The sequence below is a fragment of the Jannaschia aquimarina genome (assembly GCF_000877395.1).
GTDB lineage: Bacteria > Pseudomonadota > Alphaproteobacteria > Rhodobacterales > Rhodobacteraceae > Jannaschia > Jannaschia aquimarina.
This window is the reverse complement of sequence record NZ_JYFE01000013.1, coordinates 1-14,107: the sequence shown is the minus strand read 5'-3', so window position 1 is coordinate 14,107 and position 14,107 is coordinate 1. Positions and strand designations below refer to the sequence as shown.

The 14,107-nt window shown below is 67.6% G+C and carries 13 protein-coding genes; 7 read left to right on the top strand and 6 right to left on the bottom strand.

Annotated elements, in window-relative coordinates; genetic code table 11:
• Positions 1-162: 162 nt before the first annotated feature.
• The gene (locus jaqu_RS01975) at positions 163-2,748 is read left to right on the top strand and encodes a DUF4175 domain-containing protein (protein WP_043917263.1); all 2,586 of its coding nucleotides are present in this window, start codon (positions 163-165) and stop codon (positions 2,746-2,748) included.
• 24 nt (positions 2,749-2,772) lie between these two features.
• Here jaqu_RS01975 and jaqu_RS01970 read toward each other — a convergent pair whose 3' ends face one another.
• Positions 2,773-3,696: a zinc-ribbon domain-containing protein gene (locus jaqu_RS01970; protein ID WP_043917262.1), complete on the bottom strand. Its 924-nt coding sequence runs from the start codon at positions 3,694-3,696 to the stop codon at positions 2,773-2,775.
• A gap of 159 nt (positions 3,697-3,855) precedes the next feature.
• On the opposite strand from jaqu_RS01970, the gene jaqu_RS01965 reads away from it, so the two are divergent.
• The 3 genes from jaqu_RS01965 to jaqu_RS01955 are packed head-to-tail and all read left to right on the top strand — an operon-like array spanning position 3,856 to position 6,265.
• Positions 3,856-4,533, top strand: a complete 678-nt coding sequence (locus jaqu_RS01965; protein WP_043917261.1) for a cell division ATP-binding protein FtsE — start codon at positions 3,856-3,858, stop codon at positions 4,531-4,533.
• On the top strand, positions 4,530-5,489 hold the full coding sequence (locus jaqu_RS01960; RefSeq protein ID WP_316243052.1) for a cell division protein FtsX: 960 nt from the start codon (positions 4,530-4,532) through the stop codon (positions 5,487-5,489). The genes jaqu_RS01965 and jaqu_RS01960 overlap by 4 nt, the downstream gene beginning before the upstream one ends.
• Positions 5,489-6,265 carry a lysophospholipid acyltransferase family protein gene (locus jaqu_RS01955; protein ID WP_043917260.1) on the top strand — a complete coding sequence of 259 codons (777 nt, stop codon included), beginning with the start codon at positions 5,489-5,491 and terminating at the stop codon, positions 6,263-6,265. Before jaqu_RS01960 ends, jaqu_RS01955 begins: the two co-directional genes overlap by 1 nt.
• A gap of 197 nt (positions 6,266-6,462) precedes the next feature.
• Here jaqu_RS01955 and jaqu_RS01950 read toward each other — a convergent pair whose 3' ends face one another.
• The 5 genes from jaqu_RS01950 to jaqu_RS01930 form a co-directional block, all read right to left on the bottom strand.
• Positions 6,463-7,266, bottom strand: a complete 804-nt coding sequence (locus tag jaqu_RS01950) for a trypsin-like serine peptidase (protein WP_052500719.1) — start codon at positions 7,264-7,266, stop codon at positions 6,463-6,465.
• Positions 7,267-7,524: 258 nt separating this feature from the next.
• The gene (locus jaqu_RS01945; protein WP_043917259.1) at positions 7,525-8,325 is read right to left on the bottom strand and encodes a trypsin-like serine peptidase; all 801 of its coding nucleotides are present in this window, start codon (positions 8,323-8,325) and stop codon (positions 7,525-7,527) included.
• Positions 8,326-8,381: 56 nt separating this feature from the next.
• Positions 8,382-9,785: a glycolate oxidase subunit GlcF gene (glcF, locus tag jaqu_RS01940; protein ID WP_043917258.1), complete on the bottom strand. Its 1,404-nt coding sequence runs from the start codon at positions 9,783-9,785 to the stop codon at positions 8,382-8,384.
• Complete coding sequence (locus jaqu_RS01935) at positions 9,785-10,849, bottom strand: FAD-binding protein (protein ID WP_043917300.1); 1,065 nt, start codon at positions 10,847-10,849, stop codon at positions 9,785-9,787. The genes glcF and jaqu_RS01935 overlap by 1 nt, the downstream gene beginning before the upstream one ends.
• Before the next feature lie 55 nt (positions 10,850-10,904).
• The gene (locus tag jaqu_RS01930; protein WP_043917257.1) at positions 10,905-12,338 is read right to left on the bottom strand and encodes an FAD-linked oxidase C-terminal domain-containing protein; all 1,434 of its coding nucleotides are present in this window, start codon (positions 12,336-12,338) and stop codon (positions 10,905-10,907) included.
• 105 nt (positions 12,339-12,443) lie between these two features.
• Here jaqu_RS01930 and jaqu_RS01925 point away from each other — a divergent pair, with 105 nt between their 5' ends.
• The 3 genes from jaqu_RS01925 to jaqu_RS01915 all read left to right on the top strand — a co-directional run bounded on the left by jaqu_RS01925 (position 12,444) and on the right by jaqu_RS01915 (position 14,071).
• The gene (locus tag jaqu_RS01925; RefSeq protein ID WP_236687721.1) at positions 12,444-13,118 is read left to right on the top strand and encodes a DUF599 domain-containing protein; all 675 of its coding nucleotides are present in this window, start codon (positions 12,444-12,446) and stop codon (positions 13,116-13,118) included.
• A complete protein-coding gene (locus tag jaqu_RS01920; protein ID WP_043917255.1) occupies positions 13,119-13,529 on the top strand; it encodes a CopD family protein in 411 nt (136 codons plus the stop codon).
• 197 nt (positions 13,530-13,726) lie between these two features.
• On the top strand, positions 13,727-14,071 hold the full coding sequence (locus jaqu_RS01915; RefSeq protein ID WP_043917254.1) for a hypothetical protein: 345 nt from the start codon (positions 13,727-13,729) through the stop codon (positions 14,069-14,071).
• Positions 14,072-14,107 lie beyond the last annotated feature (36 nt).

Sequence of the window (14,107 nt, the reverse complement as noted above, 5' to 3'; positions counted from 1 at the left end):
CGCGGCGGCGTTCTGACAATGCGGAAACCTTGGCCAGTGCGGCTCAGGATAGGCCGGACGGCCTGCGGCCAACCCGCTCACATCCATGTCAGACTGCGATCCGGGGTTGGTGTTCCCACCTCCCGCGCCTAGGTTGGTCAAAGACCGACCGGAGTATGCCTCTTGTCCGACCCGACCGATCTGCGCGCACATGTGACGCGCCAGTTGCGACTGACCCGTGTCGGCCTGTGGGCTGAACGGATCACGCGATGTTTTTGGCCTGCCTGGACGACCGCATTCCTTGCGGCGGCGGTTTGGGCATCCGGCGTGGTCCCTCCGTTGTGGGAAGGGTCGCTTCTCGTCGCTCTGGGCCTGCTGTTCCTGACCTGCCTGATCTTCGGGGCGCGCGCCTTCCATGCTCCGACCGAGGGTGAGGTCAGGGATCGCCTCGACGCGACATTGCCGGATCGACCGCTTCAGGGTCTCAGCGATACCCAGGCCGTTGGCGCCACGGACGCGGCCTCTGCCGCCGTGTGGGAGGCCCACAGGGAACGCCTGCGGAACCGGCTGGGCGAGGCGCAAGCCGTTCCCCCGGACCTGCGCGTGTCGCGGCGGGATCCCTATGCCCTGCGCTATCTGGCCGTAATGCTCGCCGCCGTGGCGATCCTGTTCGGAACGCTGTGGCGGGTCCCGGCGGCGCCCGTGCTTCCGGGCGGTGAAGGGCAGGCCATCGCCGAAGGCCCGGTCTGGGAAGGATGGCTTGAGCCGCCGCGGCATACCGGGCTCCCGACGCTCTACCTGAACGAGGTCGCGTCCGGCCCGGTCGAGGTGCCCGAGGGAACGCGGGTCACCCTGCGCCTGTATGGCGAACCGGGCGCGCTCTCCGTGTCGGAGACCGTTTCGGGCCGGGGAGAAACCGCGCCATCCGATCCGCTGCAAGAGTTCGACGTCACTCAGTCCGGCACGATCGCCATCTCCGGCGGCGAGGATGAGCCGCTCTGGACACTGACCGTTGCGCCCGACGCGTCGCCGACGATCGCGCTGGCCGGAGAGCCGGATTTCGAGATCCCGGGCAGTCAGGTCATTCCGTGGGAAGCGACGGACGATTTCGGGATCGTCGCCGCACGAGCGACCTTCACTCTGGATCTCGCGTCGGTCGAGCGTCGGTACGGGCTCCAGCCAGACCCTGAGGCGCGAGAGCCGGTGACGGTGGATCTTGCGTTGCCGATTGCCGGCGATCGGACCGAGATCAAGGAAGTCGCGCGGCTCGATCTGTCCAAGCATCCCTTCGCGGGTCTTCCGGTGACCGCACAGCTCGAAGCGGACGACGCGGCGGGCCAGACGGGGACGTCCAGCGAGACGATGATCCTGCCGGCGCGCCCGTTCTACGACGCCGTGGCCGGTGCGCTGATCGAAATGCGCCGCGACCTGCTCTGGTCACGGGAAAATCGCGCCCGGTCCGCGCGGCTGCTGCGCGCCATCACCTGGCGCGGCGACGACACGTTCGACAATCCGTCCGCGTTCCTGATCGTCAGGATGGCCATCCGACGGCTGGAAGGACAGCCTGACCTGACGGCCGAAGCGCGCGATGAACTGGCCGAGATGTTGTGGGAAGCCGCGATCCGGCTGGAAGAGAACTCCCTCGACAGCGCCCTCCAGAGATTGCGGCAGGCGCAGGAGCGGTTGTCGGAGGCGATCCGGCAAGGCGCGTCCCCCGAAGAAATCGCGCGGCTCACCGAAGAGATGCGCCGGGCCATGGACGACTACACCAGACAGCTCGCCCAGCAACAGCAGCAGGGACAGCAGGGTCAGCAGCAGGCCCAGGGCGAGACGCAGGAAATCACGCCCGACATGCTGGACCAGATGATGGAGCGGATCGAGGAATTGATGCGCCAGGGCCGCGTTGCCGAGGCGCAGGAGCTGTTGCGCCAGCTTCAGGAGATGATGGAAAACCTTCAGGTCACGCAGGGTCAGGGTGGCCAGGGACAGGGACAGCCGGGCGAGCAGGCCATGGACGATCTGCGCGACACATTGCGGGATCAGCAGGAACTGTCGGACGAGGCTTTCCGAGAACTTCAGGAACAGTTCGGCCAGCAACAGGGCCAACAGCAAGGTCAGCAAGGGCAGCAGGGCCAACAAGGGCAGCAGGGCCAACAAGGGCAACAGGGCCAGCAGGGCCAGCAGCAAGGTCAGGGTGGTCAGCCGTCGGGTCGGCCGGGGAATGAGCAGGGGTCCGGATCGGGCTCTCAGGTCGGCCGCGAAGGCGGAGGGCGTTCTCCTGCCGAACTGGCCCGTCGGCAGGAAGAATTGCGCCGGCAACTCGACGCTCTGCGGGAAGGTCTGGGCGGCAATGGCGAGGGAGTGGATGACGCTCTGGACCGTGCCGGCCGGGCGATGGATCAGGCGCAGCGCGACCTTGAAAGCGGAAATCTGGGCGGCGCACTGGACGATCAAGCACAGGCCATGGACGCCCTGCGCGACGGGATGCAAGAGCTCGGTCGCCAGCAGGCCGGTGAGCAGGGCGAGAATGACGGTGCACGCGGCGAAGGGCAGGCAGCGGGCCGGCCGGGCGACGGTTTCCGTCGCGATCCGCTCGGACGTCAGAGCGGCGAAGGTGCGCGGCTCGGCACGGAAGACAGCCTGCTGGGTGGGCCGGACGGGGCACGCCGCGCGCAGGACCTGCTGGACGAGATCCGGCGGCGGCTCGGCGAACGCGCCCGACCCGAGGACGAGCGCGACTACCTTCGCCGCCTGCTGGAACAGTTCTGAACGGGAAAGGTCCGGCAGTCCGGTTCAGGATGGCGTGGACAGCCACTCCGTCAGGGACTCGGCGCCGCCCGCGAGGATCGAGCGAAGCTGATCCACCAGCCCCACATATTCCGTCAAAGGCTGGATCAGGGCAGGTATCGCATCGGCAAGCTGGGGTGCAGCGAGATAAACACCGATCAGGACGATGAAGACCAGAAGCACAGCGAGGAATCCTGTGCGGAACCCGCTGCGTCCGTCGCTTTCGGAGATCGCAGCATCCTCGGCGGCATCCTCCGCAGCCGCCTGCTCGATCGCCCGTTCATCTGGTTTGAGCGTCTCGTTGATCTCTTCGATGTCCGGCAAAAGGTTGCGCCGTGACGCCGCAGAGATGACCTCGACCGAACCTTGCCCATCATCCTGTGCTGCCTCGGCGAGAGCAGCGGAAATGGCCGCATCTTCCTCGGACAGCCCGGGATCGGCCTTCTCTGGCGCATCCGGATCCGAAACCGGCGTCTTGTCACGCGACCGGGCGATCGTGGCCGCAGCGGCCATGCGGGCGCGCTCCCTCGCTCCACGCTCCTCCGGCGTATCGTCATCCGGTGGGGCCGCGGTGTCGGGGGCGGTTTCGGGCAAGTCGGACGGGATCCCAGACGCGCCCCTGCCTTCGGCGGCACGGGCGCGGCTCTCGTATTCCCGCTCTTGCCGCAGGATTTCGAGGACGGCGTCGTCGGTGGTCCCGGCGGCCGGCTTTTGCGCCGGTTCGCTGGCGCGGGGTTCGGGTGCCCGGGGTTCAAGCTCCGGCGGAGGCGGCGCGGCATCCGCGCCGGCCAGCGCTTCCTCTGCCACCGGCTCCGGTTCCTGGAACCAGCTCCCGCCGCAATTGGAACACTGAACGTCGCGTCCCTCCGGAGGGATCAGATCGGCGGCGACATCGTATTTGGCGCCACAACTCGGGCAGATCAGGCGCATTGCCGGCAGATTCCTCGCCTCTTGGTCGTCGCCAGACTAGCGACGGTCTGTCGCTCCGCAAGGCGCCGTCCCTGCGGGCGGTATAAGCCCGTGACCCGTTTGCAAGATTGCGGCGCCGATGTGGCGCTGGCATACGGCCCCGAACCAGGCAGGATGACCATGATCGAGCTTCGGCAGGCAGGCTACAGCTATGGGCGGGGCGCGACCTTGAGCGACCTCGACCTGACGCTTGCCCCCGGCTCGTTTCACTTCCTTACCGGCCCGTCCGGGGCGGGCAAGACCACCCTTCTCAAGCTGCTCTACGGTGAATTGAAGCCCAGTTCCGGGGCGGCGCTGCTATTCGGTCAGGATAGCCGCAAGGTCGATCGGGACGGATTGGCGAGGATCCGCCGGAAGGTCGGCGTGGTACATCAGGATTGCCGATTTCTCGATCATCTGAGCGTGGTCGACAACGTCGCCCTGCCGCTTCAGGTCACGGGCCGCGACCCGTCGGCCCACGCAACGGACCTGGCCCAGTTGCTCAGTTGGGTGGGTTTGAGCGCCCGCGCCGAGGCTCGCCCCCCGGAACTGTCGGGCGGAGAGCGGCAGCGCGCCGCCCTCGCCCGCGCGGTCATCATGGATCCGGATGTGCTGCTTGCCGACGAGCCGACCGGCAATGTCGATGCCGAGATGTCCCAGCGCCTCCTGACGCTGCTGACCGAGTTGAACCGCATGGGGAAGGCGGTGGTCGTGGCGACGCACGATATGGGGCTGATCCGCGCCGCGAAACCTCTGGTGCAGGCACGGATCCTGCGGCTCGCCGGCGGCAACCTCCAAGCGGCCGGAGCCGAGTTGTGAGTGCGGCGACAACCGCGAAGTACCTGACGCGGCTGGCGGCGCAGGGGGCCGGGTGGACGGCGCGCCGGACCGGCGCCGGGCTGACGCGGGCGGTCGAACTGGCCTTGGGGGACCGGGACGCGGATCGTGTCGTGCCGCCGACCGGACACACGGTCTGGCTGACCGTGCTGGCTTCTGCGGCGATGGCATTCCTGGCGGTCTTCGCACTCGCCTTCGCGCTGGCCGTCGACCAGGTGGCCGAGGGCTGGTCCGAGGAGCTATCCCGCGCCCTCACGGTGCGCCTGCCCCCAGGGGCCGACGACCAGCTGGCGCGGACGATGGAGATCCTGTCGACGACGCCCGGTATCGCGTCGGCCACACAGATCGACAGCACCTCGCAGGCAGACCTGTTGGAGCCATGGCTCGGGACCGGCCTGGATGCGTCATCGCTGCCCCTGCCGCTTCTCATCGACGTGCAGAGCGACGAGGGCCTGGATCTGCGCGGGCTCGCATTGCGGCTGCATGCCGAGGTGCCCGAGGCGGTCCTCGACGATCATGCGACGTGGCGCGCGCCTCTGATCGAGGCGGCGGCGGGCTTGCGTGCAGTCGGATGGCTGGCCCTCGCGCTGATCGCCGGGACGGTCGCGGCCATCATCACGCTGGGGGCACAATCGGCCCTCGCGGCCAATGCCGAGGCGATCCGGGTCCTTCGTCTGGTCGGCGCGCGGGACGGCTTCGTGATCCGTGCCTTCACCCGGCGTTTCACCCTGCGCGCGCTGGCTGGCGCGGCGGCGGGGACGGTTCTGGGTGGGGTCGGGCTTTACCTGCTGCCCGCTCCGGGCGCGGTTCTCCCGCAGGGGCTTGCATTGTCCGGCGCAGGGTGGCTTTGGCTGGTCCTCATCCCGCTTCTGGCGGGCTTGGTCGCGCTGCTGGCAACGAAGCGGGCCACCGCCCGCGCCTTGGGAAGGTTCGAGTGATGCAATACGCAAGAAGCCTGTTCTTCAATGTCGCGATGTACGCGATGTTCGTCCTTCTGGGCTTCCTGTTCGCGCCTTGGGCCCTCTTCTCGCGCAAGGGCGCGCGCACCGCATGCAGCACCATCGCCAAGTTCATCCTGCGCATTGCGGACCCGGTGATCGGGCTGCGCTGCGAAGTGCGCGGGACGCCCCCTGAGGGACAGGTGCTGGTCGCCGCAAAGCATCAGAGCTTTCTGGATATCCTGATGATCTGGGATGCGCTTCCGCGTCCATTCTTCATCATGAAGGCCCTGCTCCGCTTCGTGCCGGTCTGGGGCCGCTACGCGATCCTGCTGGGCTGTATCCCCGTTCATCGCGGCAAGCGGTCCGAGGCGATCAAGCGGATGCTGCAAGAAGTTCGCGCGGGCGAGCGGGCGGGCGGGCAGCTTGTCATCTATCCCCAGGGCACCCGCGTCGCGCCGGGTGCGCATATTCCCTACAAGGTGGGTACCTTCGCGCTCTATGAGCAACTGGGGCAGCCCTGCGTGCCGGTCGCCTGCAATGTGGGCGTCTTCTGGCCAAAGCGCGGGCTACTGCGAAAGCCCGGAACGGCCGTCATAGAGTTTCTGGAACCGATACCGCCGGGGCTGGACCGTGCGACCTTCATGGCTGTGCTCGAAGCAAGGATCGAAGGCGCGTCGAACCGACTGATGGCGGAGGCAGGATTTCCCGTCTCCGAGTTGCCGCAGGCCATGGGAGATCCGATCGCGGCGGCTGCCCACGAGACGGTTCATTAGAACCTATCGTGAAGACGTACTCCGGCGGGGCACCCCCGTTCGGCCAGCTGCGCGTCAAGCTCGGATCTTCGCGATCTTGCCGTGGCAGAGATGCCTGGCCCAATGCAGGCGCCTCCGCGCACCCTCTCCGCCAAGCCATCGGCCAGGTCGAGCCAGGTCCAGACTGTGGACCGGTCGGGCTCGGCGCTGATGATCTGTCAGTCCGAAGAGGTCGGGCGGACCTCGCGGGGGCGCACCGTCTTGTTCCCGACGGGGGCCAGCGCGGGGGTCCGGGCGAATTCCGACAGCAAGGCCTCGAATTCCCCCTCCATCACGGCAGCCAATGCGACGGGCTTGTCGTCCCAGGCCGCCTTGGCGGAAATGACCGACACGATCCGCACCTCGTCGCCCTGGCGAACGAAGACGGGGGCGCCTGACGATCCGAAATCGACCGAGCAGCTCAGCACCAGGATGTCCCGATCCCGGGTGAGCACCTTGCAGGACTCCTCGCGCGATGGCGCCTCGGCACGGTCTTTCGCGTAGCTGACGACCTGCACCTCGTCCCCTTCGCGGATCGCAAGATGGGTGCGGAACGGTTTCACATGCGTTGCGCGTACGGGACGGTCGAGTTCCAAGAGGGCGAGATCGCTGCCGATGACAGAGAGGCGGTCGACGTCCTCGATCGCGTAGTCGGGATGGACCACGATCCTGCGGATGCCGCGATAGGCCTCGGCCCGGCCATAGCGAAGACCGGCGCGGAACTGAATCTTTTCGGGAGGGACCGGCTTGCCTGTCGCATTGTCGTAAAGGCAATGAGCCGCGGTCAACACGATGTCGGACGTCACGAGCGCCGCCGTGCAGAACCCGTCACCGCCAAAATCCAGTCGTCCGACCGCTTCCCAGCCACGGGACTGGTCGGCCGTCGCCAGGATTTCCATGCGCGTGTCTTCCGCATATCCCACACCCGCGATCAGAAGAACCGCCAATGCGGCCTTCGCCACGATGTCCAACAGATTGCGCACCTGACCACTCCTGTCCTGCCACGGTCGGGGATGACCGGACAGTCGGGCCGGGCTTTGTCGGGTATGGCGCGGCGACGGGGTATTTCGGGGGCGGTTTGTGCCGGCTTGGGCGGCAATGGGGCCGCATCGGGGGGAATGCGGCAAGGCCCGGTTCAATCCGCCCCGTTCTGGCGCCGGGTTTGCCAAAGGCGCGTCGACATTCCGTCTCGAACAGCCGTAGCCGTCCCGATGCGCCGCCCCGCGGCAGGCGCCGTCAGCTCAATTCGTGGGCGGGCGCTGGAACCGGATCGCGCCCGACCGCTTGCCCACCTCGAGACGTTTCGCGCCGGCCGAAACGAGGTTCGTCGCGCGGCGCAACTCGTAGCTGAGCCGCTTGAGCCCCTCCTCCACCGTGACCGCGAAAGAGGCTTCCCGGCCGTCCCAGCTTCCCCCGGCTGAAATGACCGAGACGATGCGCAAGCCCTGAGGTGTCGCGACGAAGACCGGCGCGCCCGATGAGCCGAAATCCGCATCGCAGTCGAGAATGAGGACCCGCGGAGCCCGGTCGAGGACAGAACAGGCTTCCTCGATCGAGGGCGCATCGGATCGGCCCCGCCCGTAGCTGACGACGCGGACGGTATCTCCGACCTCCAGCCGGCCGCTCACCTCGAAGGGCTGCACGCGCGGCAGATCGAGGCTGCGATCGAGCTCCAGAAGCGCAAGGTCGTGGGAGACGCTTTGATGCGTCGGTTTCGGCCCGGGACGGTAGGCGGGGTCGATGACCATGCGCCGGACGCCCCGGCGCGCCGCCTCCTCGCCGTTCCGAAATGCCGCGCGGAAGGTGATCGTCTCCTGGTTAAAGGCCTCGCCCGTCTCGCCATCCGTGACGCAATGCGCCGCCGTCAGGACGAGTGTGGGCGTCACTAGCGCGCCGGTGCAATAGCCTTCCCGCCCCAGATCGATCCGTCCGACGCCTTCGAGCCCGCGGAGATCCGTCGCCGTGTCCAGCCGTCGGAGCGGCCCTTCCGCCGCGGCGGGGAGAGACATCGCGAGCGAGAGGATCAGGGCTGCAAGACGCATTGGGGGGTACTCCGATAGTTCTTCCTACCGGTGTGCCGCCCGAAATCGGCGAAACCCTAGCGTAACTTTGGCACCGCCGGGGCCTTCGGCATCTGTCCGGAAACGGATTCGATCGCCGGTGGAACCGGTCCTCCGGTCGCCCAGTCGAGCAATTCCACGGTGTGGACCACGGGCGCCGAGGCGGCCGATCCGATCTGCATCATACACCCGATATTGCCCGCGGCGATCACGTCGGGCGCTCTCTCCTCCAGCGTGGCGACCTTGCGGGCCTTCAACTCGCCGCTGATTTCAGGCTGCATCAGGTTGTAGGTCCCCGCGCTGCCGCAGCACAGGTGGCTGTCGCGCGGCTCGACCACCTCGAACCCGGCCCGCTTGAGCAGGTCCTTCGGTGCCGCCTTGATCTTCTGCCCATGCTGGAGCGAGCAGGCGGCGTGGTAGGCCACGCGCATCGGCCCCTGCCCCTCGGCATCGGGGCGGCGGGAGGTGGGCACGCCCGCGATGCCGGTCTTCGCCGGACGCGGCGGCGTCTCGAACGGGAAGTCGGCGGGCAGAAGGTCGACGAGCACCTCGCTGACATCCTTGGCCAATCCAGCGATGGCCGCCGCCTTTTCGGCCAGGGGATCGCTTCGGAACATATGGCCGTAATCCTTGACCGTCGTGCCGCAGCCCGACGTGTTTATGACGATCGCGTCCAGTCCATCGCCCTGCATCTCGCGGTGCCACGCCTCGATATTGGCGGCGGCGAAGCGGTGGCTTTCCTCGGTCTTGCCCATGTGATGGGTCAACGCGCCGCAACACCCGGCCCCCTCGGCCACCACGACCTCGGCGCCCAGCCGCGTCAGCAGGCGGATCGTCGCGTCGTTGATGTCGGTGTTCAGCGCCTTCTGCGCGCAACCCGTCATCAACGCGACGCGCATCTTCCGCTCGGGCACGGCGAAGGTCTGGGGGTCGTCGTTGCGGCTGACCGGCGGGATTGTGTCTGGCGCCATCGCCAGCATGGCCCGCAGGCGCGCATCGGGCATAAGCCGAGCGAAGGGCTTGCCGATCTTCGCGCCCAGCAGCGCCACGCGGAAGCGCATCGGATAGGGCAGGATCTGTGCCAACACCCAACGCAGCGCACGGTCGTGCCAGGGGCGGGTATAGGTCTGCTCGATATACTCCCGCGCATGGTCCACGAGATGCATGTAATGCACACCCGAGGGGCAGGTCGTCATGCAAGCCAGGCAGGACAGGCATCGGTCGATATGCTTGACGGTCTGGGCATCGGCGGGCCGCCCCTCTTCGAGCATCTGCTTGATCAGGTAGATACGCCCCCGCGGACTGTCGAGCTCGTCGCCCAGCACCTGATATGTCGGGCATGTCGCCGTGCAGAAGCCGCAATGCACGCAGGCGCGCAAGATCTCGTTGGACCGCGCGGTGGCGGGGTCGGTCAGCTGGGCGGGGGTAAAGGTCGTTTGCATCAGGCGGTCTCGGTCATCGGGGAGAACAGGCCGCGCGGGTCGAACCTGGCGCGGATACCGGCTTCCAGGGCAGCGACCGATCCGGACTGCGGCGCGGTGTCGGCTGCCCCGGTCACCCGGCTCGCGTGCCCGTCGAAGGCGGGCAGCGCCGCGCGCAGGTCGGTCCCTGCCGCGACCCGCAGCCAGACCAGCCCGCCGCCCCAGTCCATCTGCGCGGCCTCCGCTCCCACGGCGGCGATCAGGGCGGGGGCTTGGCTCGGGCGACAATGCACCCGCCAAACGTCGCCCGGCCCTGCGACCGCGCGGGCGTCGCGCAGGTCGGCCCACGGATCATCGACCGTTTCGGCCAAACCCCAGGGCGCAAGCACTTCCAACAGCTTGCCGGTCCTGTAGGCGACCGAGCCTTCCAACCCCTCAACCCGCAGGAAGGTCCCCGCCTCGGTCCACGCCGCACCCGAGACCTCGAACGGAGAGCCGAGTGCGGCTGCCATCGCGGCCATCGCCGCATCCGCATCCAGCCCGTCCAACCGCAGCGTCGCCTGAGACTGCGCGGCGGGCAGCACCTTGAACGCGACTTCGGTGAGGATGCCAAGCGTGCCCCGCGCACCCGCCTGCAGCTTCACAAGATCGTAGCCGGTGACGTTCTTCATGACCCGGCCGCCATTCTTGACGACCGCCCCTTCGCCGGTGACGAACCGAACTCCGATCAGGGCGTCCCGGCAGGCGCCCACCTGGACCCGGCGCGGCCCCGAGACGTTCATCGCGACGGCGCCGCCGATGGTCGGCTCCCCGTCCGTGCCCAACAGCGGACGGTGATCCATGGGCTCAAATGGCAGGCGCTGCCCCTCGCCGGCAAGCGCCGCCTCGACCTCGGCCACGGGCGTTCCGGCGCGCGCGACCAGCGTCAGAGCCCCGGGCTCGTAGAGCGTGATCCCCGTCAGGCCGCGCGTGGTCAGCGGCTCTCCGTCGCCCGGCAGATGCCGCGTGGCGCCGCCGCGTATGGAAAGAGGCCCGTTCGCGCCGCGCACGATCTCGGCCAGTTCGTCTTCGCTCCGGGGTGTCAGCACCGCGCGCTCCTTCTTCTCGGCCCAAATACTCCCGCCGGAGGCGTCAGCGCGCTCAGCCTGCGCGCCGGTCGGCGGTGACGTCCAGCGGGAACACCTTGGCCGGGTTCAGCAGCCAGGACGGATCGAACACGTCCTTGACGCGCATCTGCATCTCCATATCGGCAGCGTCGAACTGGTGGCTCATGAGATCTCGCTTTTCGACACCGACCCCATGCTCTCCAGTCAGGCAACCGCCGACCTCGACGCAAAGCTTCAGGATCTCGGCGCCCATCTCCTCGCAGGTTTCCAGATCGCCGGGCTTGTTGGCGTCGAACATGATGAGCGGGTGCATGTTGCCGTCGCCCGCATGGAAGACGTTGCCCACGCGCAGGCCGTATTTCTCGGACAGATCCGAGATGCCGCGCAGGACGCGGGGAAGCTCGCTGACGGGGATCGTGCCATCGAGGCACATGTAATCCGCCACGCGGCCCGTCGCGCCAAAAGCGGACTTGCGGCCCAGCCAGATGCGCTGGCTTTCGTCCTCGGAGGTGGAGCGCCGCAACTCGACCGGGTCGTGACGGCGGGCGATCTCTTCGATGGTGGAGAGCTGCTCCTCGATCTCGGCCTCTGATCCCTCGACCTCGACGATCAACAGGGCCTCGCAGTCGGGATAGCCCGCGCCAGCGAAATCCTCGGTGATGCGGATGATGGGTCGATCCATGAACTCGATGGCCACTGGCAGGACGCCCGCCTTGATGATGTCGGCGACGCAGGCGCCCGCCACCTCGTTGCTGTCGAAACCCATGAGCACGGGACGTGCGCCCTCGGGCTTGGGCAGGATACGCAGCGTCGCCTCGGTCACAACGCCCAGCATCCCCTCGGAGCCGCAGACCACGCCCAGCAGGTCCAACCCGCCCGCATCCATATGCGCCCCGCCCAGATCGACGATGGTGCCGTCCATGAGGACCATGCGCACGCCCAGCAGGTTGTTGGTCGTCACGCCGTATTTCAGGCAATGCGCGCCGCCCGAGTTCATCGCGATGTTGCCCGCGATGGCGCAGGCTAGCTGCGACGAGGGGTCGGGGGCGTAGAACCAGCCCTCGTGCTCCACTTCTCCGGTGACAGAGAGGTTGGTGCGCCCCGACTGAACGCGGATGAAGCGGTCGGCATAATCGACCTCGAGCACGTCGGTCAGGCGGGAGGTGCCCAAAATGACGCTGTCCGCCGTCGGCAGCGCGCCGCCTGCCAGAGACGTGCCCGAGCCACGGGGCACCACCGGCACCTCCATCTCGTGGCAGACCTTGAGAACGGCGCTGACCTCTTCGGTCGTCCGGGGCAGAACGGCGGCGAGCGGCGGACAGCGATAGGCCGTGAGCGCGTCGCATTCGTACGCCTTCAGCTCCTCGACGGTGTGAATGACGGCGTCCCCGGGCAGGACCTCGCCGAGTCGGGTGACCAGAGCGTCCTTCTTTGCAAGCGCGAAGTCGTCGACGGGGGGCATTTCCATGGCACGTCCTCAGAGGGGGCGGGAATTGGTAAGATTATTAGACCAATTTCCGGGGGAGGCAAAGCCCGCATTCCGCGCTAGGGCTGCGGCATGCTGTCGGACGTCGTGGATTCCTTCGCTTTTCTCGATGCGCTGGCGCTTGCGCTGTTTCTGATCGCCTGGGGCGGGACGGGATGGGTGGTGGAGCATCCGCCGGCCTCCCGCTTATCGGTGAGCGTTCTCATGGCGCAATACCGGCGCGACTGGATGGTCGAGATGCTGACCAGGCAGCCGCGGATCTTCGACGCCGCCATCCTGTCGAGCCTGCGGCAAGGCACCACCTTCCTGGCCTCGGCGGCGATGATCGCGGTGGGCGGCGTGCTGGCACTGGCGGGCAATGCGGAGCAACTCCAGAGCCTCGCCACGGGCGTGGGCGAGGGGTTGCAGCCGGTCGTCTTCTGGCAGGCCAAGCTGGCGCTGGTGGCGTTGCTGCTGGCAAGCGCGGTCTTCAAGTTCATCTGGTCGAACCGACTGTTCGGCTATTGCGCCGTCGTCATGGCCGCCGCGCCGAACGATACCGGCGATGCCCGGGCGACCCGGCGCGCGGCACAGGCAGCGGAAATTAACATCCGCGCCGCCGTGAACTTCAACCGCGGGCTGCGCGCGGTCTACTTCGCCCTGGCGGGGCTGGCCTGGCTGATCGGCCCCCATGCCTTGTTGCTCGCCACGCTGGTGACGCTATGGGTCGTGCTCAGCCGGGAATTCGCCTCGGCCTCCCGGACGGTGCTGCTGGAGAAGTGAATGGATTGGGCAAAGATCTTCCACCTGCTCTGCGTGTTCGGCTGGATGACCAGCGTCTTCGCCGTACCGCGCGCACTGATCTATTGGCGCCGTGAATGGGAAAGGCTGGGCGAGCGGGGCCCGCTGGCGGATCTGACCATGCGGCTCTACCGCTTTTCGGGCGGACTGGCGGTGATCGGGGTCGTGCTGGGTCTGTGGCTCGCGCATCTCTGGGGCTGGCCTGGCTGGACGCATCTGAAGACGGCGCTCGTGGGACTTCTGGCAGTACATTACGGCTGGACCGGACGGCTGGTTTTCCTGGCGCGGCGAGGCGAGTTTCCCCATTCCGACCGTTGGTTGCGGGTCTTCAACGAGGTCAGCGTCCTGGTCTTTCTGGCCATCCTCTGGGCGGTGGTCGTCAAGCCGTTCTGAGCGGTCATCAAATCTGACCAATCCGCCCACTATTGCCGGAATGCAACGTGCACCCCCCGTGCACCCCCCGTGCACCCCCCGTCTGCACAAACGGCGCCGGGCCGATGTCCGGACGGCACAGAGGAACCGGTCAGGCTTTCTGCCGATCACGCAGGCGCGATTGGACAGGCGGCCGCGGGCGGGGCACGGTGCGGCGCATGAGATTTCTGTTGCCGCTGATCCTGCTCTCCGCCCCCGCTTTCGCCGATTCGCCTGTCGTGGAGGCCGTCGAGGCCACCCGCCAGGGCGACGCCTGGCGCTTCGACGTGACCGTCAGCCATCCCGATACCGGCTGGGACCATTATGCAGACGGCTGGCGGGTCGAGGCCGAGGACGGCACCGAGCTGGGAATGCGCGTGCTGCATCATCCCCATGTGGAGGAGCAGCCCTTCACCCGGTCTCTGTCGGGGGTCGCGATCCCGGATGGGACGGCACGGGTGGTCGTGCGGGCGCGGGACAGCGTCCATGGCTGGGGCGAAGGCATGACCGTGGACCTGAACTGAACCGGATCGGACGGGGCATCGAACCCCGTCCGATCC

Coding starts and splice junctions, on each gene's coding strand:
- jaqu_RS01955 (WP_043917260.1), top strand. CDS start 5,489: ATGCAATACGCAAGAAGCCTGTTCTTCAATGTCGCGATGTACGCGATG.
- jaqu_RS01915 (WP_043917254.1), top strand. CDS start 13,727: ATGAGATTTCTGTTGCCGCTGATCCTGCTCTCCGCCCCCGCTTTCGCC.
- jaqu_RS01920 (WP_043917255.1), top strand. CDS start 13,119: ATGGATTGGGCAAAGATCTTCCACCTGCTCTGCGTGTTCGGCTGGATG.
- jaqu_RS01930 (WP_043917257.1), bottom strand. CDS start 12,338: ATGGAAATGCCCCCCGTCGACGACTTCGCGCTTGCAAAGAAGGACGCT.
- jaqu_RS01965 (WP_043917261.1), top strand. CDS start 3,856: ATGATCGAGCTTCGGCAGGCAGGCTACAGCTATGGGCGGGGCGCGACC.
- jaqu_RS01970 (WP_043917262.1), bottom strand. CDS start 3,696: ATGCGCCTGATCTGCCCGAGTTGTGGCGCCAAATACGATGTCGCCGCC.
- glcF (WP_043917258.1), bottom strand. CDS start 9,785: ATGCAAACGACCTTTACCCCCGCCCAGCTGACCGACCCCGCCACCGCG.
- jaqu_RS01945 (WP_043917259.1), bottom strand. CDS start 8,325: ATGCGTCTTGCAGCCCTGATCCTCTCGCTCGCGATGTCTCTCCCCGCC.